Genomic DNA, 23,905 nt, shown 5'->3' on the forward strand with positions numbered 1-23,905 from the left:
CAAGCATGTCGGCCGCCGAGCGCCAGCGTGCCCAACAGGATGATTCCGCCCACCCCCAGCCACAGCGGCCAGTACGGCACGTTGGTCACCGGGCCGGCGAGGATGCCCTTGTCCTGGCGGTCGGCATCGAACAAGCCCCAGTAACCCCCGACAGCGCCTTCACTGGCACGCTTCCATGGCTGATCAAAGGCTTCGATCAGGTTGTAGTGCCAACCATTGGCTTCGGCCATGGCCACGAAGCCGCGCATAAACTTGGCCTCATTGACCCGGCTCGGCACAGCGGTTTCGCGCTGGCGGCCTTCGCTGGGCCAGCCGGTCTCGCCGATCAGTACGTCCTTGGGCGCGAATTTGTTGCCGAAGGTCTGGCGCACATCGCCGACATGCTTGAGTGCCTGGTCGATCCCCGAGGGATCGTCTTCCCAGTAGGGCAGCAAGTGGATGGTCAGGAAATCCACCGCCGGGGCGATTTCCGGGTGTTGCAGCCAGAACTCCCAGACGTCGGCATACGTGACCGGTTGCTTGATCTGGCTTTTGACCTTATGGATCAGCTTCACCAACTGTGCGGCCGTGACTTCCTTGCGCAGCAGGGTTTCGTTGCCGACGATCACCGAGGTGACCACGTCGGCGTTGGCGTTGGCCGAGGCGATCAAGGCATCCACTTCTTTCTCGGTGTCGAGTGGGTTGCCGTTGACCCAGGCGCCGATCATCAGTTTCAGCCCGTGCTTGCGCGCCAGGTCCGGCAAGGCTTCCAGGCCGGTCATGGAGTAGGTACGGATGCATTCGAAGCGGGTGGCCAGCAGGGCCAGGTCGGCGTCCATGCGCTCGGGACGCAGTGTGAACGGCTGGTCGAACGGCGATTGGTCCTTGTCGAAGGGCGTGTAGGAGGCGCATTGCAACTTGTGGCTGGCGCTGGCCACGTCCGGCAACACCACCGGCCGGCCGAGGCCGTACCAGTACCCGATCAGCGCGAGCAGGCCGAGGATCGAGGCGAAAAAATAGGGCAGGGCAGGGAAGCGGGCAGTCGCGGGCATGGTCGGCTTATCTGGGGAGCAAAGGCGCGCATCTTACCCGGATTTGTCGGGTCCCAGTGGGGCTGCATGATTTAGACATGCAAAGTTCGGGCGGGGTATGCGGCGAGTGTCCCATAAAAGCGCTAGCTGGCGATGTGATGTCGTTTCTTGCTTACCTGAGGTCGCTGACAGAGCAGGACAAAGGCCCCGGCAGGTTGATGATCGAAGTATCAGCACTCCACTGATGTCGTAGCGGCCGGAAAGATGCGCGTGAAGGGGGCGCGGCGCACCACATAACAACAGGTTGACGTCGCTCGACATCCGTCGGGCGCAGCACTTTCGGGGAAGTACGATGAAGATGCGACGACTCTTGGGCGCAGCTGCCACTCTGGTAGTTGCGATGAGCTCCACACTGGCCAGCGCCGACAGCAAAACCCTGAGCATCGGCTATGTGGACGGTTGGTCCGACAGCGTTGCCACCACCCATGTGGCGGCAGAGGTGATCAAGGCAAAGCTCGGTTATGACGTCAAACTGCAAGCGGTCGCCACCGGGATCATGTGGCAAGGCGTTGCCACCGGCAAGCTCGACGCCATGCTCTCTGCCTGGCTGCCCGTGACCCACGGTGAATACTGGGCCAAGAACAAGGACAAGGTGGTCGACTACGGCCCCAACTTCAAGGATGCGAAGATCGGCCTGATCGTGCCGGAGTACGTCAAGGCCAAGTCCATCGAAGACCTCAAGACCGACACCACCTTCAAGAACAAGATCGTCGGTATCGACGCCGGTTCAGGCGTGATGCTCAAGACCGACGAAGCGATCAAGGCCTATGGCCTGGAGTACAAGCTGCAAGCCAGTTCCGGCGCCGCGATGATCGCCGAACTGACCCGTGCCGAAGACAAGCAGGAATCCATTGCAGTCACTGGGTGGGTGCCGCACTGGATGTTCGCCAAGTGGAAACTGCGCTTCCTGGACGATCCAAAAGGGATTTATGGCGCCGCTGAAACCGTCAACAGCATCGGCAGCAAGGGCCTGGAGAAGAAAGCCCCGGAAGTCGTGGCGTTCCTGAAGAAGTTCCAATGGGCTTCCAAGGACGAAATCGGTGAAGTCATGCTCGCCATTCAGGAAGGCGCCAAGCCTGATGCAGCCGCCAAAGACTGGGTTGCCAAGCACCCTGAGCGGGTTGCCGAATGGATCGGTAAGTAACCCCCCTTTGATGTAGCCCCTGTGGGAGGGGCTTGCCCCCGATTGCGGTGTGTCAGTCGCTGATGATCTGACTGGTCTACCGCTCTCGGGGGCAAGCCCTCTCCCACATTATTTTCGTCACCCGTAAATGTTTCTGCGCCCTCGCAAACCCTCGCTGCACTCCCTCCTAATACTAAGGTCGTCTGGAACGTGTCCCGCAGTCGCATACAGTGGATATTGTTTCAATAATAACAAAGCTGTGCTGCGAGGATAAAAACAATGAACGACAGCATTTACCTCTCGATTCAAAACAGCCCGCGCTTCAAGGAGCTGGTTAGAAAAAGGGAAAGGTTCGCCTGGATTCTCTCGGCGATCATGCTAGGGCTTTACTCCGGATTCATCCTGTTGATCGCCTACGGGCCACAATTGCTGGGGGCTAAGATCAGCCCCACTTCGTCCATCACCTGGGGAATCCCTATCGGTGTTGGGCTGATTCTATCGGCCTTTGTCCTCACTGGGATCTACGTGCGACGCGCCAACGGCGAATTCGACGACCTGAACAATGCGATTCTCAAGGAGGCTGCGCAATGATCCGTCGTCTATTGGCTGTACTCGGTGCTTCGGTCTTCGCGCCTGCTGTATGGGCGGCGGAGGCATTGACGGGTGAAGTGCAAAAACAACCGCTGAATATTCCAGCGATCCTGATGTTCGTGGTCTTTGTCGGCGCGACGTTGTGCATTACCTACTGGGCGTCCAAGCGCAACAATTCGGCGGCCGACTATTACGCGGCCGGCGGCAAGATCACCGGTTTTCAGAACGGCCTGGCGATTGCCGGCGACTATATGTCTGCCGCGTCTTTCCTGGGTATTTCCGCACTGGTATACACCTCCGGCTACGACGGCCTGATCTACTCGATCGGCTTCCTGGTGGGCTGGCCGATCATTCTGTTCCTGATCGCCGAGCGCTTGCGTAACCTGGGCAAATACACCTTTGCCGACGTGGCGTCCTACCGCCTCGGGCAAACCCAGATCCGCAGCCTGTCGGCCTGTGGCTCGCTGGTGGTGGTAGCGTTCTACCTGATCGCGCAGATGGTTGGCGCGGGCAAGCTGATCCAGTTGCTGTTCGGTCTCGATTACCACGTGGCAGTGATCATGGTGGGTATCCTGATGTGCATGTACGTGCTGTTCGGCGGCATGCTGGCAACCACCTGGGTGCAGATCATCAAGGCAGTCTTGCTGCTGGCTGGTGCTACATTCATGGCGGTCATGGTGATGAAGCACGTCAACTTCGACTTCAGCACATTGTTCGCCGAGGCAGTCAAGGTTCACCCTAAAGGTGAGGCAATCATGAGCCCCGGCGGCCTGGTGAAAGATCCGGTCTCCGCGTTCTCCCTGGGCTTGGCACTGATGTTCGGTACCGCCGGCCTGCCGCACATTCTGATGCGCTTCTTCACCGTGAGCGACGCCAAGGAAGCCCGCAAGAGCGTGTTGTACGCCACTGGCTTCATCGGCTACTTCTACATCCTGACCTTTATCATCGGTTTTGGTGCGATCCTGCTGGTCAGCACTAACCCGGCGTTCAAGGATGCTGCAGGCGCCTTGCTCGGTGGTAACAACATGGCAGCGGTTCACCTGGCCAACGCGGTGGGTGGCAGTATCTTCCTGGGCTTCATCTCGGCTGTGGCGTTTGCCACCATCCTCGCGGTGGTTGCGGGCTTGACCCTGGCCGGTGCTTCGGCGGTGTCCCACGACCTGTATGCCAGCGTGATCAAGAAAGGCAAGGCCAACGACAAGGATGAGATTCGCGTCTCGAAGATCACCACTATCGCTTTGGCGGTGCTGGCAATCGGTCTGGGTATCCTGTTTGAAAGCCAGAACATTGCGTTCATGGTCGGCTTGGCCTTCTCCATCGCGGCTAGCTGTAACTTCCCGGTGTTGCTGCTTTCCATGTATTGGAAGAACCTCACCACCCGTGGCGCAATGATTGGTGGCTGGCTCGGGTTGATCAGTGCCGTGGGCCTGATGGTCCTGGGGCCGACCATCTGGGTGTCGATCCTGCATCACGAAAAAGCCATCTTCCCGTATGAGTACCCTGCGCTGTTCTCGATGATCATCGCGTTCGTCAGTATCTGGTTCTTCTCCATCACCGATAAGTCGGCGGCGGCAGTCAAGGAACGGGCGCTGTACTTCCCGCAGTTTGTGCGTTCGCAGACTGGCCTGGGGGCGAGTGGGGCGGTTGCTCACTAAGGTTGTAGCTCAATAAGAAATGCCCCGGTCGACAGGCTGGGGCATTTTTTTGCCTGGAACTTTGTGTTGGCTGGGGCATTGCCATCGGGAGCAAGCCCCCTCCCACATTTGACCGAGTACCCGCCTTGGAATGCAGTCAAGTGTGAGAGGTTGTAGCTCAATAGGAAATGCCCCGGTCGACAGGCTGGGGCATTTTTTTGCCTGGAACTTTGTGTTGGCTAGGGTATTGCCATCGGGAGCAAGCTCCCGATAGCGGCATTTCAGACAAAACAGTTTCTCGGTTCCTGCACAAGTAAAAACGGCCTCCATGAAGGAGGCCGCTTTTTTATTACGCGTCAGTCAGATGCTTACTTGCGATCTTCCAACTTGGTAATGTCACGCGACGCGTAGCCGGTGTACAGCTGGCGCGGGCGGCCAATCTTGTACGGGCTGGAGAGCATTTCTTTCCAGTGGGAGATCCAGCCCACGGTCCGCGCCAGGGCGAAGATCACGGTGAACATGCTGGTTGGAATGCCGATCGCCTTGAGGATGATCCCCGAGTAGAAGTCGACGTTCGGGTACAGCGAGCGTTCGATGAAGTACGGGTCGGTCAGGGCGATCTCTTCCAGGCGCATGGCCAGTTCGAGTTGCGGATCGTTCTTGATGCCCAGTTCCCTCAACACTTCGTCGCAGGTTTTCTTCATGACGGTGGCGCGCGGGTCGCGGTTCTTGTAGACCCGGTGACCGAAGCCCATCAACTTGAACGGATCGTTCTTGTCCTTGGCCTTGGCGATGTATTTGTCGATGTTCGAGACATCGCCGATTTCATCGAGCATGGTCAATACGGCTTCGTTCGCACCGCCGTGGGCAGGGCCCCACAGTGCGGCGATACCGGCGGCGATACAGGCGAACGGGTTGGCACCCGAAGAGCCGGCCAGGCGCACGGTAGAGGTGGAGGCGTTCTGCTCGTGGTCGGCATGGAGGATGAAGATCCGGTCCATTGCCTTGGCGAGCACCGGGCTGATCGGTTTGATCTCGCACGGGGTGTTGAACATCATGTGCAGGAAGTTTTCCGCGTAAGTCAGGTCGTTGCGCGGGTACATCATGGGTTGCCCCATGGAGTACTTGTAAACCATTGCGGCCAGGGTCGGCATCTTGGCAACCAGGCGGATCGCGGAAATTTCGCGATGCTGCGGGTTATTGATGTCGAGGGAGTCGTGATAGAACGCCGACAGGGCGCCGACTACGCCGCACATGACTGCCATTGGGTGGGCGTCGCGACGGAAGCCGTTGAAGAAAGTCTTCAACTGCTCGTGAACCATGGTGTGGTTCTTTACGGTACTGACGAACTCGGCTTTCTGCTCGGCGGTTGGCAACTCGCCATTTAGTAGCAGATAGCAGGTTTCCAGGTAGTCCGATTTTTCAGCCAGTTGCTCGATCGGGTAGCCCCGATGCAGCAAAATGCCATTGTCGCCATCGATATAGGTAATCTTCGACTCGCATGAAGCGGTCGACATGAAGCCTGGGTCGAAAGTGAAACGGCCCGTGGCCGTAAGGCCCCGTACGTCGATAACATCAGGACCAACGGTGCCGGTTAAAATGGGCAGCTCGACGGGGGCTACGCCCTCGATGATCAACTGCGCTTTTTTGTCAGCCATGTGGCCTCCTATTTATGCTTCAAATCATCAGACAGACCCCCCACGCAGGGCCCGGACCACTATAGTGAGATAAATTCAGATGTCAATTTGCCTAAAGTCTTGCTCCAGAAGGCTTTCACAGGACTTTTTCCTCGAAATTTACCGCCATTTACGCCTTTTATTCCGCCAGCGCAATGCGCTATTAGCGTGAGGTCAGCGCGTTGTCATTAGTAGCCTAACTGTCTATACTCGGCCACCGACCGCCAAGGGCTTTTGGGCTTGCTTTCATTGGGGGTCGCACTCCCTGGGTGGCGTTACCTGACCAGTACACTCCCCAACAACTTTGCCCTGATTGTTAGGGGCTCTTCAGTGTGAAAAAAAGCCGTGAATAGCCAACGACCTGTAAACCTAGACCTAAGGACCATCAAACTCCCCATCACCGGCGTTACGTCGTTCCTGCACCGTGTTTCCGGCATCATCCTCTTCCTGGGCTTGGGCTTCATGCTTTATGCATTGAGCAAATCCTTGGGTTCCGAGGAAGGTTATGCCGAGGTGAAGGCATGCTTGACCAGTCCGCTGGCCAAGTTCGTAGCATGGGGTCTCTTGTCCGCTCTGCTGTATCACTTGGTAGCCGGCGTGCGCCACTTGATCATGGATATGGGCATCGGTGAGACGCTGGAAGGCGGCCGCCTGGGCTCGAAAATCGTCATCGCCATTTCTGTGGTGCTGATCGTTCTGGCAGGAGTTTGGATATGGTAACCAGCGTAACGAATCTGTCGCGTTCGGGCCTCTATGACTGGATGGCACAGCGTGTGTCTGCGGTCGTTCTCGCGGCTTATTTCATTTTCCTGATCGGATACCTCGTCGCAAATCCGGGCATCGGCTATGAGCAGTGGCATGGCCTGTTTTCCCACAATGCGATGCGAATCTTCAGTCTGCTGGCCCTTGTAGCCCTGGGCGCTCACGCCTGGGTCGGCATGTGGACCATCTCGACCGACTACCTGACGCCAATGGCGCTGGGCAAGTCTGCGACAGCAGTACGGTTTCTCTTCCAGGCAGTATGCGGCGTCATGATGTTCGCTTACTTCGTCTGGGGTGTGCAGATTCTTTGGGGTATCTGATCCATGGCTAACATTCCAACTATTTCCTTCGACGCCATCATCATTGGTGGCGGCGGCGCCGGCATGCGCGCAGCGCTGCAACTGGCTCAGGGCGGTCACAAGACTGCCGTGATCACCAAGGTGTTCCCGACGCGTTCCCACACCGTATCGGCTCAGGGTGGCATCACCTGCGCTATCGCCTCCGCCGACCCGAACGATGACTGGCGCTGGCACATGTACGATACCGTCAAGGGTTCCGACTATATCGGTGACCAGGACGCTATCGAATACATGTGTCAGGAAGGCCCGGCCGCCGTGTTCGAACTGGACCACATGGGTCTGCCGTTCTCGCGTACCGAGCAAGGTCGTATCTACCAGCGTCCATTCGGCGGTCAGTCGAAGGATTACGGTAAAGGTGGCCAGGCTGCCCGTACCTGCGCTGCGTCCGACCGTACCGGTCACGCGCTGCTGCACACCCTTTATCAGGGCAACCTGAAAGCTGGCACCACGTTCCTGAACGAGTACTACGCGGTTGACCTGGTGAAAAACCAGGACGGCGCATTCGTCGGCGTGATCGCTATCTGCATCGAAACCGGTGAAACCACCTACATCCGCGCCAAGGCTACTGTTCTGGCGACTGGCGGTGCAGGTCGTATCTACGCATCGACCACCAACGCCCTGATCAACACCGGTGACGGCGTTGGCATGGCGCTGCGTGCTGGCGTGCCGGTGCAAGACATTGAAATGTGGCAGTTCCACCCAACCGGTATCGCCGGTGCCGGTGTACTCGTCACCGAAGGTTGCCGTGGTGAAGGTGGCTATCTGATCAACAAGCACGGTGAGCGTTTCATGGAGCGTTATGCTCCGAACGCGAAAGACCTTGCTGGTCGTGACGTTGTTGCCCGCTCCATGGTCAAGGAAATCATCGCCGGCAACGGCTGTGGCCCGAATGGCGACCACGTAATGCTGAAGCTCGATCACCTCGGCGAGGAAGTGCTGCACAGCCGCCTGCCAGGTATCTGCGAGCTGTCCAAGACCTTTGCTCACGTTGACCCGGTGGTTGCTCCGGTTCCGGTTGTTCCGACTTGCCACTACATGATGGGCGGCGTGCCGACCAACATTCATGGTCAGGCGATCACCCAGAACGCCGAAGGTGTGGACGAGATCATTCATGGTCTCTTCGCAGTAGGCGAAGTGGCTTGCGTATCGGTACACGGCGCCAACCGTCTGGGCGGCAACTCGCTGCTCGACCTGGTGGTATTCGGCCGCGCTGCCGGCCTGCACCTCGAGAAGGCGCTGACCGACGGCATCGAATACGATGACGCCACTGACGCCAACATCGAAGCTGCCCTGGCCCGTCTGAACGCTCTGAACGAACGTACCGATGGCGAAGACGTGGCTACCCTGCGTCGCGAGCTGCAAAGCTGCATGCAGAACTACTTCGGTGTATTCCGTACCGGCGAATACATGCAGAAGGGTATCGCCCAGTTGGCCGACCTGCGCACGCGCATCGCCAACGTCAAGATCAACGATAAGAGCCAGGCGTTCAACACCGCTCGTATCGAAGCCCTTGAGCTGCAAAACCTGTTGGAAGTGGCTGAAGCGACTGCGATCGCCGCCGAGGTTCGTAAAGAATCCCGTGGTGCTCACGCTCGTGAAGACTTTGAAGATCGCGACGACGAAAACTGGTTGTGCCACACCCTGTACTTCCCGGGTGACAAGCGCGTAACCAAGCGTGCCGTTAACTTCTCGCCGAAGACGGTTCCGATGTTTGAACCGAAAATTCGGACTTACTAAGGGTGGCTGCCATGTTGAAAGTCAGTGTGTATCGCTACAACCCTGATCGGGACGCTGCGCCGTTCATGCAGGATTTCCAGGTCGATACCGGTGGTAAAGACTTGATGGTGCTGGATGTGCTGGCCCTGATCAAAGAGCAGGACGAAGGTTTCTCCTATCGTCGCTCTTGCCGTGAAGGTGTGTGCGGTTCCGACGGCATGAACATCAACGGCAAAAACGGTCTGGCGTGCATCACGCCACTGTCCGCCGTAGTTAAAGGCAACAAGCTGATCGTTCGTCCTCTGCCAGGTTTGCCGGTTATCCGTGACCTGGTCGTCGATATGAGCATCTTCTACAAGCAATACGAGAAAGTTAAGCCATTCCTGCAGAACGACACGCCGGCTCCGGCCATCGAGCGTCTGCAGTCCCCAGAAGAACGCGAAAAGCTCGACGGTCTGTACGAGTGCATCCTGTGCGCTTGCTGCTCGACTTCCTGCCCGTCCTTCTGGTGGAACCCGGACAAGTTCCTGGGTCCAGCCGCTCTGCTGCAAGCGTATCGCTTCCTGGCAGACAGCCGTGACACCCATACGTCCGAGCGCCTGGCTTCACTGGATGACCCGTTCAGCGTATTCCGCTGCCGCGGGATCATGAACTGCGTCAACGTATGTCCCAAAGGCCTGAACCCGACTAAGGCCATTGGTCACATCCGTAACATGCTGCTGCAAAGCGGCGTGTAATAGACGTTGTAGCAAAGCAGGACCGTTGTGCCCGTAAATGCTACGGCGCAGGCTTCAACCGGCGCCGTAGTCTTAACTTGAGCAGCGACTTACAAAGCCGCGGCTCTTATTTTGAAGAAATGAGACAAGCAGGGGCATTCGGGTTGGTACCCGAACTATCAGCGTGATCCTAAGTGGCTTGTTTTGGTCGCTGCACTGGGCCTTTTGCAAGCAAACTCGGTGTCGCCGCCGGTGGTGTCCCCAAATCGAGGGTGACCAAGCATGCAAGAAAGCGTGATGCAGCGCATGTGGAACAGCGGCTATCTTTCAGGTGGTAACGCTGCCTATGTGGAAGAGCTTTATGAGCTCTACCTGCACGACCCTAACGCTGTGCCAGAAGAATGGCGCACCAAATTTCAGACGTTGTCTTCAGACGGCAACGCTGCCACCGATGTATCGCACGCAACAATTCGCGATCAGTTCGTGCTGCTGGCAAAGAACCAGCGCCGCGCCCAACCGGTTTCCGCCGGAAGCGTGAGCAGTGAGCATGAGAAGAAGCAAGTTGAAGTATTGCGACTGATCCAGGCCTACCGTATGCGTGGCCACCAGGCGGCCCAGCTCGATCCGCTGGGGCTCTGGAAGCGTCCTGCACCTGCAGACCTGTCGATCAATCATTACGGCTTGACCAATGCCGATCTTGATACGATCTTCCGTGCCGGCGACCTGTTCATCGGCAAAGAGGAAGCGAGCCTACGTGAAATTCACGAAGCGTTGCAGCAGACATATTGCCGCACCATTGGCGCTGAGTTCACGCACATCACCGACTCCGAACAGCGTCACTGGTTCCAGCATCGCCTGGAAGGCGTGCGTGGCCGTCCGGTGCTGTCCGCCGATGTGCGCAGCCACCTGCTGGAGCGCGTGACCGCAGCCGAAGGCCTGGAAAAATACCTGGGCACCAAATACCCGGGTACCAAGCGTTTCGGCCTGGAAGGCGGCGAGAGCCTGATTCCGATGCTCGATGAGCTGATCCAGCGTTCCGGCTCCTACGGCACCAAGGAAATCGTGATCGGCATGGCCCACCGTGGCCGTCTCAACGTGCTGGTCAACACCTTCGGCAAGAACCCGCGCGAGTTGTTCGACGAGTTCGAAGGCAAGAAAAAGGTCGAGCTGGGTTCCGGTGACGTTAAATACCACCAGGGCTTCTCGTCCAACGTGATGACCACCGGCGGTGAAGTTCACCTGGCCATGGCCTTCAACCCATCCCACCTGGAAATCGTTTCTCCAGTGGTCGAGGGTTCGGTGCGGGCTCGCCAGGATCGTCGTAACGACACCACCGGTGAGAAGGTTCTGCCGATTTCCATCCACGGCGACGCGGCATTTGCCGGTCAAGGCGTGGTTCTGGAAACCTTCCAGATGTCGCAGACCCGCGGCTTCAAGACTGGCGGTACCGTTCACATCGTCATCAACAACCAGGTGGGCTTCACCATCAGCAACCCGTTGGACGCGCGTTCCACCGAGTACGCCACTGACGTTGCCAAGATGATCCAGGCGCCGATCCTCCATGTGAATGGTGATGATCCGGAAGCCGTGCTGTTCGTGACCCAACTGGCTGTCGACTACCGCATGCAGTTCAAGCGTGACGTGGTGATCGACCTGGTTTGCTACCGCCGTCGCGGTCACAACGAAGCGGACGAACCAAGCGGCACCCAGCCGTTGATGTACCAGCAGATCACCAAGCAGCGCACTACCCGTGAGCTGTACGCCGAAAGCCTGACCAAGGCCGGTGTGGTTGACGAAGTGCGTGTTCAGGCGAAAGTCGACGAATACCGCAACGCGCTGGACAATGGTTTGCATGTTGTAAAAAGCCTGGTTAAAGAGCCGAACAAAGAGCTGTTCGTCGACTGGCGTCCGTACCTGGGCCACGCCTGGACTGCACGTCACGATACGTCTTTCGATCTGAAGACCCTGCAGGAACTGTCTGCCAAGCTGCTGGAAATTCCGGATGGCTTCGTCGTACAGCGCCAGGTTGCGAAGATCTACGAAGACCGTCAGAAAATGCAAGCCGGCGGCCTGCCGATCAACTGGGGTTACGCTGAAACCATGGCGTATGCGACCCTGGCGTTCGAAGGTCACCCGATCCGCATGACCGGCCAGGACATCGGCCGTGGTACGTTCTCTCACCGTCACGCGGTTCTGCACAACCAGAAAGACGCGGGCACCTACATCCCGTTGCAACACCTGTACGAAGGCCAGCCACGTTTCGACCTGTACGATTCGTTCCTGTCCGAAGAAGCCGTGCTGGCGTTCGAATACGGTTACTCGACCACCACGCCTCAGGCGCTGGTGATCTGGGAAGCCCAGTTCGGCGACTTCGCCAACGGTGCCCAGGTGGTTATCGACCAGTTCATCACCAGCGGCGAGCACAAGTGGGGCCGTCTGTGCGGTCTGACCATGCTGCTGCCACACGGTTATGAAGGTCAGGGTCCGGAGCACTCTTCGGCCCGTCTGGAGCGTTACCTGCAACTGTGCGCCGAGCACAACATCCAGGTATGCGTGCCGACTACCCCGGCCCAGATCTACCACTTGCTGCGTCGTCAGGTTATTCGCCCGCTGCGCAAGCCGCTGGTAGTGCTGACACCGAAATCGCTGCTGCGTCATAAATTGGCCATCTCGACCCTGGAAGATCTGGCTGACGGTTCGTTCCAGACCGTGATTCCAGAAATCGATGCACTGGATGCGGCCAAGGTCACTCGCCTGGTCCTGTGCAGCGGCAAGGTCTACTACGATCTGCTGGAAAAACGCCGTGCCGAAGGCCGCGAAGATATCGCCATCGTGCGTATCGAGCAGCTTTACCCGTTCCCGGAAGATGACCTCATGGAGATCATCGCGCCTTACACCAACCTCACTAATGTAGTGTGGTGTCAGGAAGAACCGATGAACCAGGGCGCGTGGTACAGCAGCCAGCATCATCTGCGTCGCAGCATTGGTAACCACATCAAGGGCTTGGGCCTGGAGTACGCCGGTCGCGATGCTTCTGCCGCACCTGCATGTGGTTATGCATCGATGCACGCTGAGCAGCAGGAAAAACTCCTGCAAGATGCTTTCACTGTCTAACGCCTTCGCGCTGACTGAAACCGAATTTTAAGGACCCATAGATAATGGCTATTGAAATCAAAGCCCCGACATTCCCGGAATCGGTTGCCGATGGCACCATTGCCACTTGGCACAAGAAACCAGGCGAGGCTGTAAAGCGTGACGAACTGATCGTCGACATCGAGACCGACAAAGTCGTTCTGGAAGTGTTGGCCGAAGCTGACGGCGTGCTGGGCGCGATCATTGCCAATGAAGGCGATACCGTCCTGTCCAACCAGGTACTGGGCTCGATCGAAGCGGGCAGCGCTGCTGCTGCTCCGGCCGCCGCACCGGCTGCTGCTGCTGCTTCTGCTCCAGCTGCTGCTCCGGCTGCTGGTGGCGAAGATCCAATCGCGGCACCGGCTGCTCGTCAACTGGCCGAAGAAAACGGCATCAACCTGGCTTCCATCAAAGGCACCGGCAAAGACGGCCGTGTGACCAAGGAAGACGTGGTTGCTGCAGTTGAAGCCAAGAAAAACGCTCCAGCAGCTGCACCTGCCAAGGCTGCAGCGCCTGCTGCCGCTGCTCCTGTGTTCGCCGCTGGCGACCGCACCGAGAAGCGCGTTCCGATGACCCGCGTGCGTGCCACCGTGGCCAAGCGTCTGGTTGAAGCCCAGTCGAACATGGCGATGCTGACCACCTTCAACGAAGTCGACATGACCGAAGTCATGGCCCTGCGTTCGAAGTACAAGGATCTGTTCGAGAAGAGCCACAACGGCGTGCGCCTGGGCTTCATGTCGTTCTTCGTGAAAGCGGCCACCGAAGCGCTGAAACGCTTCCCGGCAGTCAACGCTTCCATCGACGGTAGCGACATCGTTTACCATGGTTATGCAGACGTCGGCGTTGCCGTGTCCAGCGACCGTGGCCTGGTGGTTCCGGTTCTGCGTAACGCCGAGCTGATGAGCCTGGCTGAAATCGAAGGCGGCATCGCCGGCTTCGGCAAGAAAGCCCGTGATGGCAAGCTGACCATCGACGAGATGACCGGCGGTACCTTCACCATCACCAACGGTGGTACCTTCGGTTCGATGATGTCGACCCCGATCGTCAACCCGCCGCAAGCCGCGATCCTGGGCATGCACAACATCATTCAGCGTCCGATGGCCATCAACGGCCAAGTCGTGATCCGCCCAATGATGTACCTGGCACTGTCTTACGATCACCGCCTGATCGATGGTAAAGAAGCCGTGACTTTCCTGGTGACCATCAAGAACCTGCTGGAAGATCCAGCTCGTCTTCTTCTGGATATCTAAAAAGCAGCGGCAAGTTGCAAGCTGCAAGCGCCAAGTCCAAAGCGGCGAACGGTGCTTTCAACTTGCAGCTTGCCGCTTCTAGCTTGCAGCTAAAAAGGGAACCTTTTTATGACACAGAAATTTGACGTTGTAGTGATTGGTGCAGGTCCTGGCGGCTATGTTGCCGCCATCAAGGCCGCACAACTGGGCCTCTCGACTGCTTGCATCGAAAAATACACCGACAAGGAAGGCAAACTGGCACTGGGCGGTACTTGCCTGAACGTTGGTTGCATTCCTTCCAAGGCGCTGCTGGACAGCTCCTGGAAATTCCACGAAGCGCAAAGCGGTTTTGCCATCCACGGCATCAACCACGCTGGCGTGACCATGGACGTACCCGCGATGGTCGGCCGTAAAGCCAACATCGTTAAAGGCCTCACCTCCGGCGTTGCGACCCTGTTCAAGGCCAACGGCGTAACTTCCCTGCAAGGTCACGGCAAACTGCTGGCCGGCAAGAAGGTTGAAATCACCAAGCCGGACGGTTCGGTAGAAATCATCGAAGCCGAAAACGTGATCCTGGCTCCAGGTTCGCGTCCAATCGACATTCCACCAGCACCTGTTGACCAGAACGTGATCGTTGATTCGACCGGCGCCCTGGAATTCCAAGCAGTTCCTAAGCGTCTGGGCGTGATCGGCGCTGGCGTAATCGGCCTGGAACTGGGTTCGGTCTGGTCCCGTCTGGGTTCCCAAGTCACTGTTCTCGAAGCCCTGGATACGTTCCTGCTGGCTGCTGACACCGCAGTGTCCAAAGAAGCGCTGAAAACCCTGACCAAACAAGGTCTGGACATCAAGCTGGGCGCTCGTGTGACCGGCTCGAAGGTTAACGGCGAAGAAGTCGTCGTGACCTACACCGACAAAGATGGCGAGCAGACCATTACTTTCGACAAGCTGATCGTAGCCGTTGGTCGCCGTCCAGTGACCACCGACCTGCTGGCTTCCGACAGCGGCGTGAACATCGACGAGCGTGGTTTCATCCACGTTGACGATCACTGCGCTACCACCGTTCCAGGCGTCTACGCCATTGGCGACGTGGTTCGTGGCATGATGCTGGCGCACAAGGCTTCCGAAGAAGGCATCATGGTTGTCGAGCGCATCAAGGGCCACAAAACCCAGATGAACTACGACCTGGTCCCATCGGTTATCTACACTCACCCGGAAATTGCATGGGTCGGCAAGAACGAACAGCAGTTGAAAGCTGAAGGCGTTGAAGTTAACGTCGGCACCTTCCCGTTTGCTGCTTCTGGCCGTGCTATGGCAGCCAACGACACCGGTGGTTTTGTCAAAGTCATCGCTGATGCCAAGACTGACCGCGTATTGGGCGTCCATGTGATTGGCCCAGGCGCAGCAGAACTGGTCCAGCAGGGCGCAATCGGTATGGAATTCGGCACCAGTGCCGAGGACATTGGCATGATGGTTTTCTCCCATCCGACTCTGTCCGAAGCGTTGCACGAAGCCGCGCTGGCAGTGAATGGTCATGCCATTCACATCGCGAATAAGAAGAAGCGCTAAAACGAGATAATAAGAAACCACGGCGGCTGCCCGTCGTGAGCCTTGCGCGCAAGACTCACCGCGGAATGTCCGCTGGACGCAGTCTTGCGCAGCTTGACCGGGCTTAAGTCCGGCAAGTTGCGTAAGCAGCAGTCACAGGTGGCGCGGCACTCATAATGAGCGCAGCGCCGAATGCGCAGTACCTAACGAAGACGGTAAAAAGCATGAATCTTCACGAGTATCAGGGTAAGCAGCTGTTCGCTGAATACGGCCTGCCAGTATCCCAGGGCTACGCAGTAGACACCCCGGAAGCAGCAGCAGAAGCTTGCGATAAAATCGGCGGGACCGAATGGGTTGTAAAAGCCCAGGTTCACGCAGGTGGTCGCGGTAAAGCGGGCGGCGTTAAGCTGGTTCGCAGCAAAGAAGACGCCAAGGCCTTCGCACAACAGTGGCTGGGCAAGCGTCTGGTGACTTACCAGACTGATGCCAATGGCCAGCCAGTCACCAAGATCCTGGTTGAATCGTGCACTGATATCGCTAAAGAGCTGTACCTGGGCGCTGTCGTTGACCGTTCGAGCCGTCGTATCGTGTTCATGGCTTCCACCGAAGGTGGCGTGGATATCGAAAAGATCGCTCACGACACTCCAGAAAAAATTCTCAAAGCCACTATCGACCCACTGGTTGGCGCTCAGCCATTCCAGGGTCGCGAGCTGGCTTTCCAGTTGGGTCTGGAAGGCAAGCAAGTTGCCCAGTTCGCCAAGATCTTCGTAGGTCTGGCCAAACTGTTCCAGGATCACGATCTGGCCCTGCTGGAAGTGAACCCGCTGGTGATCAAGGCTGACGGCGATCTGCATTGCCTCGATGCCAAGATCAACATCGACGCCAACGCCATGTACCGTCAGCCTAAGCTGAAGACTTTCCACGATCCGTCGCAAGACGATCCGCGCGAAGCGCACGCTGCCAAGTTCGAACTGAACTACGTAGCCCTGGAAGGTAACATCGGCTGCATGGTCAACGGTGCTGGCCTGGCCATGGGTACCATGGACATCGTCAACCTGCATGGCGGCAAACCAGCCAACTTCCTCGACGTGGGCGGTGGTGCTACCAAAGAACGCGTAACCGAAGCCTTCAAGATCATCCTGTCCGACGCCAACGTCGCTGCAGTACTGGTCAACATCTTCGGCGGCATCGTTCGTTGCGACATGATTGCCGAAGGCATCATCGGTGCAGTGAAAGAAGTCGGCGTGAAAATCCCGGTGGTTGTTCGCCTTGAAGGTAACAACGCTGAACTGGGCGCTAAAGTACTGGCAGAAAGCGGTTTGAACATCATCGCGGCTACCAGCCTGACCGACGCTGCTCAACAAGTTGTCAAAGCTGCGGAGGGCAAATAATGAGCGTCCTGATCAATAAAGACACCAAAGTTATCTGCCAGGGTATTACCGGTTCGCAAGGTAGTTTCCACACCCAGCAAGCCATCGAATACGGCACCAAGATGGTTGGTGGTGTAACTCCGGGCAAAGGCGGCACCGAGCACCTGGGCCTGCCCGTGTTCAACACCGTGAAAGACGCTGTAGCAGCCACTGGCGCCACCGCCAGCGTGATCTACGTCCCAGCTCCTTTCTGCAAGGACTCGATCCTGGAAGCGGCATTCGGCGGCATCAAGCTGATCGTGTGCATCACCGAAGGCATTCCTACCCTGGATATGCTGGACGCCAAAGTCAAGTGCGACGAGCTGGGCGTGGTCCTGATCGGCCCTAACTGCCCAGGCGTGATCACTCCAGGCGAATGCAAGATCGGCATTATGCCCGGTCACATTCACTTGCCAGGTAAAGTCGGTATCGTTTCCCGTTCCGGCACCCTGACCTACGAAGCTGTGAAGCAGACCACTGACGCCGGTTTCGGTCAGTCGACTTGCGTCGGCATCGGCGGTGACCCGATCCCAGGCTCGAACTTCATCGACATCCTGAAGCTGTTCCAGGAAGACCCGAAGACCGAAGCGATCGTAATGATCGGTGAGATCGGCGGTTCGGCTGAAGAAGAAGCGGCTGCCTACATCAAGGCACACGTGACCAAGCCGGTTGTTTCCTACATTGCTGGTGTGACTGCCCCTGCTGGCAAGCGCATGGGCCATGCTGGCGCAATCATCTCTGGCGGCAAGGGCACTGCAGACGAGAAGTTTGCTGCCCTGGAAGACGCAGGCGTGAAAACCGTGCGTTCGCTGGCAGACATCGGCAAGGCTCTGTCCGAGCTGACCGGTTGGGCTGTCAAGTAAGCCTCGCGCTTAACTGACGCTTCACCAGGCAAAGGCCACCTTCGGGTGGCCTTTGTGCGTTTTTGGCGGCCCATTTATTGAAATGTGCTCGGTCCCATGTGGAAGGGAGCTTGCTCCCGATAGGGGAGCAAGCTCCCTTCCACATTTTTTGTCTGTATTGCCAAATTAAGTATGAAAACACGACATTCGGATGTCGCTTATCGGACAGTCCGCCCTGCAACAGTGCGTTTATCGGCCAAATTCTGTACCCTTGCTGCCTCTTTAAAGCGCCCGCATCCCAAAAGGAAGCCGCGCGCTAGACCGGTTGGTGCCCATAAGGGCCGACAGCATTTCCCTCATCCATAGGGAAGCCCTCTCTAAATTCCGATTCAGTAGTGTGGTATTTCCTCAAATGAAAGTGTTGAAAAGCCAGGACATCCTGGCGTTGGGCTTTATGACCTTTGCCCTGTTCGTGGGCGCCGGTAACATCATCTTCCCGCCTATCGTTGGTTTGCAGTCCGGGCCCCATGTCTGGATGGCGGCGTTGGGTTTCCTGATCACCGCAGTCGGGCTACCGGTGGTCACGGTAATCGCCCTGGCCAAGGTCGGCGGCGGTATGGACGCGTTGAGCAGCCCGATCGGCAAGATCGCCGGTGGCGTGCTGGCGGCGGCGGCGTATCTGGCGGTAGGGCCGCTGTTCGCCACCCCGCGTACCGCGACGGTTTCCTTTGAAGTGGGCTTGGCGCCGTTGACTGGCGAAAGCCCGCTGGCACTTTTCCTCTACAGCGCTGTGTACTTTCTGGTGGTGTTTTTCGTCTCCCTGTACCCCGGCCGCCTGCTGGACACCGTGGGCCGTTTCCTGGCACCGCTGAAAATTATCGCGCTGTCCATCCTCGGTATTGCCGCGTTTGCCTTGCCGGCTGGTGACGTGGGGGTCGCGACCCCGGAATATGTGTCTGCGCCGTTCTCCCAAGGCTTTATCAATGGTTACCTGACCATGGATACCCTGGGCGCGCTGGTGTTCGGCATCGTGATCGTCAACGCGATCCGTTCCCGTGGGGTCGAATCGCCCAAGCTGATCACTCGTTACGCGATCATTGCCGGGTTGATCGCCGGCGTCGGCTTGGCGCTGGTGTACATCAGCCTGTTCCGCCTTGGGGCGGGCAGCCATGAAGTCGCTGCCGGTGCCGCCAATGGCGCCGCTGTTCTGCATGCCTACGTGCAACACACCTTTGGCTCCCTGGGCAGCGGCTTCCTGGCTGTGCTGATCTCCCTGGCCTGCCTGGTCACCGCCGTCGGCCTGACCTGTGCCTGTGCCGAATACTTCAGCCGAATCCTGCCGCTGTCCTACAAGACCCTGGTGGTGATCCTGGCGCTGTTCTCGCTGTTCGTGTCCAACCTGGGCCTGACCAAGCTGATCGCGTTCTCGATCCCGGTGCTTACCGCAATCTACCCGCCGTGCATCGTGCTGGTGGCTTTGAGCTTCTGCAAAGACTTCTGGCAGGAGCAGAGCCGCATCGTTGGCCCGGTGATGCTGGTGTCGTTCATCTTTGGCTGCATCGATGCGCTCAAGGGCGCCGGCCTGGCGGGTTGGATGCCGTCGCAATTGGCTAACCTGCCGTTGAGCGAGCAGGGCCTTGCGTGGCTGGTGCCATCGGTGATGATCCTGGTGGTTGCTGTGGTGGTGGACCGCATGCTCGGCAAGCGCAGCGAAGCCATCGCGTAACGCACGCTTCAGGCTGTACCGAAATGCCCCGTATCAATCGATATGGGGCATTTTTTTTGCGTGACGGGCAGTGTCTTTTCCAGTGGGCTAACGTCGAAGGGGTAACGAAAAGCTCCAGCCAGCTCCCACAGTTTCCCTCTACTGTGTATAAGGACCCGCATGCCGTTTATCGAAGCCAACCTGATCCACCTGCTTGCCGCACTCTGGTTTGTTATCTGTTGGGGCGGCTACACCCGTTACGCGACCTGGAAAGCCCGCGACACTGCCTGCCTGGCCAGTGTGCTGCACCTGTATCGCGAAGACTGGATGCGCCGCATGCTGCTGCGCGACAACCGCATCGCCGACGCCAGCGTGATCGGCAACCTGGAGCGCAACGCCTCGTTCTTCGCTTCGAGCACCTTGATCATCCTTGCCGGCATTCTCACGGTGCTGGGGGCGTCCGAGCGAGCCGTGTCGTTGTTGGCGGACATTCCCATGGTGCAGCAGGCGTCCCAGGGCATGTCGGAGATCAAGCTGCTGTGCCTGGCGCTGGCGTTCGTCTACGCGTTCTTCACGTTCAGTTGGTGCATGCGCCAGTACAACTTCGCGGCCGTGCTGGTGGGGTCGGCGCCGATGATCGGTGAGCGGCACGTGTCGGAGCAGGAGCGCAAGGCGTTTGCCCTGCGGGCGGCGCGGGTAATCTCGATGGCGGCCAACCAGTTCAACTTTGGCCTGCGCGCTTATTACTTTGGCATGACCATGCTGGCGTGGTTTGTCAGCCCCTGGCTGTTCATGTTGATGAGTACAGGGGTGGTATTGGTGCTGTATCGCCGGGAGTTTCATTCCGACGTACTGCAAGTGATGGTGTATACGCAGACCGACACGCCGCTGCCGGACGTGGCGAAAGAACCGGTGGTATAGAACGCTGCGGGTTTTGCCCGACTTATAGCGCCTCGCCCAAGTGCTAAACACATCAGGCAAAGTAAAGCCCGCTATCTAAGCGGGCTTTCTTTTTGTAGCCAAGCTATGTCAAGCCCCGGTATCAAGAACCGGTTGCTGGGGTAGCAGGTGCGGCTTCTTGTGTTGCGGCCTTGTTCGATTCGGCCTGAGCTTTGGCAGCATCGGCGTTTTCTTTCGCGGCGTCGTTCACTTTATCTTGTGCTTTCGCCATATCTTTCTGAGCTTGCTCTGAATGCGCGGCGGCATCTTGGGCTTTGTCTTCGGATTTTTTGTCGCAGGCAGCCAGACCGAGGGCGGCGGCCAACATCATGGAAATAGCTAAAGTCTTGCGCATGGGGTGTTTCTCCTTAGTGAAGATATCTACTGGCCTTTCGAGCATATGGGGCCAGCATTAGTTCCTTTTATCCCACAGATATATAAAGCATTTTTCCAAGGAACTTTCCCCGACGGTCCATACTCCGCCGGACCCACACTCATAAGAGTCTGAACCGAATGACCGAAAACTCCTTGTTGGAGCGTGCCAAACGCTTTATTTCGGCTCTGCGCCATTGCCAGGTGCTGGGCATTACCGTTCATCACACCAGCGAAGAGGGGATCACCCTGGTCCTGCCCTACGGCCCGACGATCGTTGGCGACCCCCAGACGGGCGTCATCCATGGTGGCGCGTTGACTTCATTGATGGACACCGCCTGCGGCATGGCCACCCTGTGTGTGTTGCCGGAGTTCGAGGTGTGCCCGACCCTGGACCTGCGCATCGACTACATGCATCCCGCCGAACCGCACAAACCGGTGTATGGCTTCGCCCAGTGTTACCGCGTGACCACCGACGTGATTTTTACCCGTGGTTTCGCTTACCAGGACGACCCGCAACAACCCGTCGCACACGCGGTGGGCACGTTCATGCGCATGGGCAAGCGCCTCAAGGGCACGCAAGGGTTGGGCAACACGATCAAGGGAGAGCAGGCATGACTCATTCATTCAAGACGCGTCTGGAGCAGGCCCATCAGTGCGGCAACTATGAGGCGCTGCTCGACCTGATCCCCTATGCCAAGCTGATCGGCATCGAATGCACGCGGATAGGCGATGAGCTGCTGTTCCGTCTGCCGGCCAACAAGGACAACATTGGTAACCCGATATTGCCGGCGCTGCACGGCGGTGTGATTGCAGGCTTTATGGAGCTCTGCGCCGCGTTGCACCTGCTGGTGTTCACCGGCGCTCCGGGCCTGCCGAAAATCATCGACTTTTCTCTGGATTACCTGCGTGCCGGCCAGTTTCGCGACACATACGCCAAATGCCAGGTCTGGCGCCAAGGTCGACGGGTGGCAAATGTGGCGATCACCGCCTGGCAGAGCACTGCGGCCGAACCCATTGCCACCGCTCGCGCGCATTTCAAGATCGAGGAAGTGCCCCGCCCTTGAAATTCTGGTCTTAGCCCCCAACTTTGATGACAACCCGCCGCCAACCCTCTAGGGCGCGGCCACTGCCATCCAATTGGAGTTTGATGACCATGAGTGTGGAAACTCAAAAGGAAACCCTGGGCTTCCAGACCGAGGTGAAGCAACTGCTGCACCTCATGATCCATTCGCTGTATTCCAACAAGGAAATTTTCCTTCGCGAATTGATCTCGAACGCCTCTGACGCTGTCGACAAATTACGTTTCGAAGCCCTGTCCAAGCCGGAGTTGCTGGAAGGCGGCGCCGAACTGAAAATCCGCGTGAGCTTCGACAAAGACGCCAAGACCGTTACCCTCGAAGACAACGGTATCGGCATGAGCCGTGACGATGCGATCACCCACCTGGGGACCATCGCCAAATCCGGCACCGCTGATTTCATGAAGCACCTTTCGGGTGATCAGAAGAAAGATTCGCACCTGATCGGCCAGTTCGGTGTGGGCTTCTACTCGGCCTTCATCGTCGCCGACAAGGTTGAAGTGTTCAGCCGCCGCGCAGGCCTCGCCGCCAGTGAAGGTGTGCATTGGTCTTCGAAAGGCGAGGGCGAGTTTGAAATCGCCACCATCGAAAAGGCTGATCGTGGTACGCGCATCGTGCTGCACCTCAAGGCCGCTGAAGATGAATTCGCCGATGGCTGGCGCCTGCGCAACATCATCAAGAAGTACTCCGACCATATCGCCCTGCCGATCGAGCTGCCGAAAGAGCAAGCAGCCGCCGAAGGCGAAGAAGCGCCAGCCGTTGAGTGGGAAACCGTCAACCGTGCCAGCGCCCTGTGGACCCGTCCGCGTACCGAGATCAAGGACGAGGAATACCAGGAGTTCTACAAGCACATCGGGCACGACTACGAAAACCCGCTGAGCTGGAGCCACAACAAGGTCGAAGGCAAGCTGGAATACAGCTCGCTGCTCTACGTACCGGCCCGTGCACCGTTCGACCTGTACCAGCGCGAAGCGCCAAAGGGTCTGAAGCTCTACGTGCAGCGCGTGTTCGTGATGGACCAGGCGGAATCGTTCCTGCCGCTGTACCTGCGCTTTATCAAAGGCGTGGTCGACTCCAACGACCTGTCGCTGAACGTGTCGCGGGAAATCCTGCAGAAAGACCCGATCATCGACTCCATGAAGTCGGCGCTGACCAAGCGCGTTCTCGACATGCTGGAAAAACTGGCGAAGAACGAGCCTGAGCAATACAAAGGTTTCTGGAAAAACTTCGGCCAGGTCATGAAAGAAGGCCCGGCTGAAGATTTCGCCAACAAGGAAAAAATCGCCGGCCTGCTGCGCTTTGCGTCCACCCTGGGCGAAGACGGCGAGCAGGTGGTGTCCCTGGCCGAGTACCTGGCACGCGCCAAGGAAGGTCAGGACAAGATCTACTACCTGACCGGCGAAACCTACGCTCAGGTCAAGAACAGCCCGCACCTGGAAGTCTTCCGCAAGAAAGGCATCGAAGTGCTGCTGCTGACTGACCGTATCGATGAGTGGCTGATGAGCTACCTCAGCGAATTCGACGGCAAGACCTTCGTCGACGTGGCTCGTGGTGACCTGGACCTGGGCAACCTGGATTCCGAAGAAGACAAAAAAGCCGCTGAAGAAGTGGCCAAGTCTAAGGAAGGCCTGGTTGAGCGGATCAAGGCGTCCCTGGGAGATGCCGTCAGCGAAGTGCGGGTTTCCCACCGTCTGACCGACTCCCCGGCGATCCTGGCCATCGGCGAGCAGGACCTGGGCATGCAGATGCGTCAGATCCTCGAAGCCAGCGGGCAGAAGGTGCCGGACTCCAAGCCGATCTTCGAATTCAACCCGGCTCACCCGCTGATCGAGAAACTCGACGGCGAACAAAGCGAAGAGCGTTTTGGCGACCTGTCGCACATCCTCTTCGATCAGGCGGCCCTGGCCGCTGGCGACAGCTTGAAAGACCCGGCCGCTTATGTGCGCCGACTGAACAAGCTGTTGGTTGAACTGTCAGTTTAAACCCGTTGTAGAAAAACCCGCTTC

The 23,905-nt window shown here is 58.0% G+C and carries 20 protein-coding genes; 17 read left to right on the forward strand and 3 right to left on the reverse strand.

Features of this window, described 5'->3' with window-relative positions:
- On the reverse strand, nucleotides 1-1,031 hold a 1,031-nt coding region (locus L9Z73_RS03580; RefSeq protein WP_247396428.1), incomplete at its 3' end, for a glycosyl hydrolase family 17 protein.
- Nucleotides 1,032-1,362: 331 nt separating this feature from the next.
- On the opposite strand from L9Z73_RS03580, the gene L9Z73_RS03585 reads away from it, so the two are divergent.
- The 3 genes from L9Z73_RS03585 (at nucleotide 1,363) to L9Z73_RS03595 (ending at nucleotide 4,439) form a co-directional block, all read left to right on the forward strand.
- A complete protein-coding gene (locus tag L9Z73_RS03585; RefSeq protein ID WP_247396429.1) occupies nucleotides 1,363-2,214 on the forward strand; it encodes a glycine betaine ABC transporter substrate-binding protein in 852 nt (283 codons plus the stop codon).
- A gap of 258 nt (nucleotides 2,215-2,472) precedes the next feature.
- Nucleotides 2,473-2,784, forward strand: a complete 312-nt coding sequence (locus tag L9Z73_RS03590) for a DUF485 domain-containing protein (protein WP_247396431.1) — start codon at nucleotides 2,473-2,475, stop codon at nucleotides 2,782-2,784.
- Nucleotides 2,781-4,439, forward strand: coding sequence for a cation acetate symporter (locus tag L9Z73_RS03595; RefSeq protein WP_247396433.1), 1,659 nt, complete (start codon nucleotides 2,781-2,783; stop codon nucleotides 4,437-4,439). The genes L9Z73_RS03590 and L9Z73_RS03595 overlap by 4 nt, the downstream gene beginning before the upstream one ends.
- A 347-nt stretch (nucleotides 4,440-4,786) precedes the next feature.
- On the opposite strand, the gene gltA is transcribed toward L9Z73_RS03595, so the two are convergent.
- Nucleotides 4,787-6,076, reverse strand: a complete 1,290-nt coding sequence (gltA, locus tag L9Z73_RS03600; protein ID WP_247396434.1) for a citrate synthase — start codon at nucleotides 6,074-6,076, stop codon at nucleotides 4,787-4,789.
- 363 nt (nucleotides 6,077-6,439) lie between these two features.
- On the opposite strand from gltA, the gene sdhC reads away from it, so the two are divergent.
- From sdhC to L9Z73_RS03655, 11 genes are all read left to right on the forward strand, one after another.
- Nucleotides 6,440-6,814, forward strand: a complete 375-nt coding sequence (sdhC, locus tag L9Z73_RS03605; RefSeq protein WP_247396437.1) for a succinate dehydrogenase, cytochrome b556 subunit — start codon at nucleotides 6,440-6,442, stop codon at nucleotides 6,812-6,814.
- Nucleotides 6,808-7,176: a succinate dehydrogenase, hydrophobic membrane anchor protein gene (sdhD, locus tag L9Z73_RS03610; protein WP_247396440.1), complete on the forward strand. Its 369-nt coding sequence runs from the start codon at nucleotides 6,808-6,810 to the stop codon at nucleotides 7,174-7,176. The genes sdhC and sdhD overlap by 7 nt, the downstream gene beginning before the upstream one ends.
- Nucleotides 7,177-7,179: 3 nt before the next feature.
- Nucleotides 7,180-8,952: a succinate dehydrogenase flavoprotein subunit gene (sdhA, locus tag L9Z73_RS03615; RefSeq protein WP_247396442.1), complete on the forward strand. Its 1,773-nt coding sequence runs from the start codon at nucleotides 7,180-7,182 to the stop codon at nucleotides 8,950-8,952.
- Between the two features lie 11 nt (nucleotides 8,953-8,963).
- Entirely contained in the window at nucleotides 8,964-9,668 is a 705-nt protein-coding gene (locus tag L9Z73_RS03620) for a succinate dehydrogenase iron-sulfur subunit (protein WP_247396444.1), read from the forward strand.
- Nucleotides 9,669-9,929: 261 nt separating this feature from the next.
- Entirely contained in the window at nucleotides 9,930-12,761 is a 2,832-nt protein-coding gene (locus L9Z73_RS03625; protein ID WP_247396446.1) for a 2-oxoglutarate dehydrogenase E1 component, read from the forward strand.
- A gap of 44 nt (nucleotides 12,762-12,805) precedes the next feature.
- On the forward strand, nucleotides 12,806-14,029 hold the full coding sequence (odhB, locus tag L9Z73_RS03630) for a 2-oxoglutarate dehydrogenase complex dihydrolipoyllysine-residue succinyltransferase (RefSeq protein WP_247396449.1): 1,224 nt from the start codon (nucleotides 12,806-12,808) through the stop codon (nucleotides 14,027-14,029).
- A gap of 108 nt (nucleotides 14,030-14,137) precedes the next feature.
- Nucleotides 14,138-15,574, forward strand: coding sequence for a dihydrolipoyl dehydrogenase (gene lpdA, locus L9Z73_RS03635; RefSeq protein ID WP_247396452.1), 1,437 nt, complete (start codon nucleotides 14,138-14,140; stop codon nucleotides 15,572-15,574).
- Nucleotides 15,575-15,777: 203 nt separating this feature from the next.
- A complete protein-coding gene (sucC, locus tag L9Z73_RS03640) occupies nucleotides 15,778-16,944 on the forward strand; it encodes an ADP-forming succinate--CoA ligase subunit beta (RefSeq protein ID WP_053255233.1) in 1,167 nt (388 codons plus the stop codon).
- The gene (gene sucD, locus L9Z73_RS03645; RefSeq protein WP_003210566.1) at nucleotides 16,944-17,825 is read left to right on the forward strand and encodes a succinate--CoA ligase subunit alpha; all 882 of its coding nucleotides are present in this window, start codon (nucleotides 16,944-16,946) and stop codon (nucleotides 17,823-17,825) included. Before sucC ends, sucD begins: the two co-directional genes overlap by 1 nt.
- Before the next feature lie 391 nt (nucleotides 17,826-18,216).
- Nucleotides 18,217-19,530 (forward strand): branched-chain amino acid transport system II carrier protein, encoded by a 1,314-nt coding sequence (brnQ, locus tag L9Z73_RS03650; protein WP_247396455.1) that lies wholly within the window; start codon nucleotides 18,217-18,219, stop codon nucleotides 19,528-19,530.
- A 159-nt stretch (nucleotides 19,531-19,689) separates the two neighbouring features.
- Complete coding sequence (locus L9Z73_RS03655) at nucleotides 19,690-20,430, forward strand: DUF599 domain-containing protein (RefSeq protein WP_247396458.1); 741 nt, start codon at nucleotides 19,690-19,692, stop codon at nucleotides 20,428-20,430.
- A gap of 121 nt (nucleotides 20,431-20,551) precedes the next feature.
- On the opposite strand, the gene L9Z73_RS03660 is transcribed toward L9Z73_RS03655, so the two are convergent.
- Nucleotides 20,552-20,803, reverse strand: coding sequence for a hypothetical protein (locus tag L9Z73_RS03660; RefSeq protein ID WP_247396461.1), 252 nt, complete (start codon nucleotides 20,801-20,803; stop codon nucleotides 20,552-20,554).
- 158 nt (nucleotides 20,804-20,961) lie between these two features.
- Between L9Z73_RS03660 and L9Z73_RS03665 the strand changes: the two genes are divergently transcribed.
- The 3 genes from L9Z73_RS03665 (at nucleotide 20,962) to htpG (ending at nucleotide 23,881) form a co-directional block, all read left to right on the forward strand.
- A complete protein-coding gene (locus L9Z73_RS03665; RefSeq protein ID WP_247396464.1) occupies nucleotides 20,962-21,438 on the forward strand; it encodes a PaaI family thioesterase in 477 nt (158 codons plus the stop codon).
- Nucleotides 21,435-21,887 carry a PaaI family thioesterase gene (locus tag L9Z73_RS03670; RefSeq protein WP_247396466.1) on the forward strand — a complete coding sequence of 151 codons (453 nt, stop codon included), beginning with the start codon at nucleotides 21,435-21,437 and terminating at the stop codon, nucleotides 21,885-21,887. Before L9Z73_RS03665 ends, L9Z73_RS03670 begins: the two co-directional genes overlap by 4 nt.
- Before the next feature lie 89 nt (nucleotides 21,888-21,976).
- Complete coding sequence (gene htpG / locus L9Z73_RS03675; RefSeq protein WP_247396467.1) at nucleotides 21,977-23,881, forward strand: molecular chaperone HtpG; 1,905 nt, start codon at nucleotides 21,977-21,979, stop codon at nucleotides 23,879-23,881.
- The last annotated feature ends 24 nt before the right edge of the window (nucleotides 23,882-23,905 follow it).

It is taken from the genome of Pseudomonas emilianonis (assembly GCF_023072625.1).
GTDB lineage: Bacteria > Pseudomonadota > Gammaproteobacteria > Pseudomonadales > Pseudomonadaceae > Aquipseudomonas > Aquipseudomonas paraveronii.

Bases quoted from the DNA above. Each gene is read 5' to 3' on its own strand.
- odhB (WP_247396449.1), top strand. From the start codon at position 12,806: ATGGCTATTGAAATCAAAGCCCCGACATTCCCGGAATCGGTTGCCGAT.
- sucC (WP_053255233.1), top strand. From the start codon at position 15,778: ATGAATCTTCACGAGTATCAGGGTAAGCAGCTGTTCGCTGAATACGGC.
- L9Z73_RS03660 (WP_247396461.1), bottom strand. From the start codon at position 20,803: ATGCGCAAGACTTTAGCTATTTCCATGATGTTGGCCGCCGCCCTCGGT.
- lpdA (WP_247396452.1), top strand. From the start codon at position 14,138: ATGACACAGAAATTTGACGTTGTAGTGATTGGTGCAGGTCCTGGCGGC.
- sdhD (WP_247396440.1), top strand. From the start codon at position 6,808: ATGGTAACCAGCGTAACGAATCTGTCGCGTTCGGGCCTCTATGACTGG.
- sdhA (WP_247396442.1), top strand. From the start codon at position 7,180: ATGGCTAACATTCCAACTATTTCCTTCGACGCCATCATCATTGGTGGC.
- L9Z73_RS03590 (WP_247396431.1), top strand. From the start codon at position 2,473: ATGAACGACAGCATTTACCTCTCGATTCAAAACAGCCCGCGCTTCAAG.
- L9Z73_RS03625 (WP_247396446.1), top strand. From the start codon at position 9,930: ATGCAAGAAAGCGTGATGCAGCGCATGTGGAACAGCGGCTATCTTTCA.
- sucD (WP_003210566.1), top strand. From the start codon at position 16,944: ATGAGCGTCCTGATCAATAAAGACACCAAAGTTATCTGCCAGGGTATT.
- L9Z73_RS03670 (WP_247396466.1), top strand. From the start codon at position 21,435: ATGACTCATTCATTCAAGACGCGTCTGGAGCAGGCCCATCAGTGCGGC.
- brnQ (WP_247396455.1), top strand. From the start codon at position 18,217: ATGAAAGTGTTGAAAAGCCAGGACATCCTGGCGTTGGGCTTTATGACC.
- L9Z73_RS03620 (WP_247396444.1), top strand. From the start codon at position 8,964: ATGTTGAAAGTCAGTGTGTATCGCTACAACCCTGATCGGGACGCTGCG.
- htpG (WP_247396467.1), top strand. From the start codon at position 21,977: ATGAGTGTGGAAACTCAAAAGGAAACCCTGGGCTTCCAGACCGAGGTG.
- L9Z73_RS03655 (WP_247396458.1), top strand. From the start codon at position 19,690: ATGCCGTTTATCGAAGCCAACCTGATCCACCTGCTTGCCGCACTCTGG.
- L9Z73_RS03665 (WP_247396464.1), top strand. From the start codon at position 20,962: ATGACCGAAAACTCCTTGTTGGAGCGTGCCAAACGCTTTATTTCGGCT.
- gltA (WP_247396434.1), bottom strand. From the start codon at position 6,076: ATGGCTGACAAAAAAGCGCAGTTGATCATCGAGGGCGTAGCCCCCGTC.
- L9Z73_RS03585 (WP_247396429.1), top strand. From the start codon at position 1,363: ATGAAGATGCGACGACTCTTGGGCGCAGCTGCCACTCTGGTAGTTGCG.
- L9Z73_RS03595 (WP_247396433.1), top strand. From the start codon at position 2,781: ATGATCCGTCGTCTATTGGCTGTACTCGGTGCTTCGGTCTTCGCGCCT.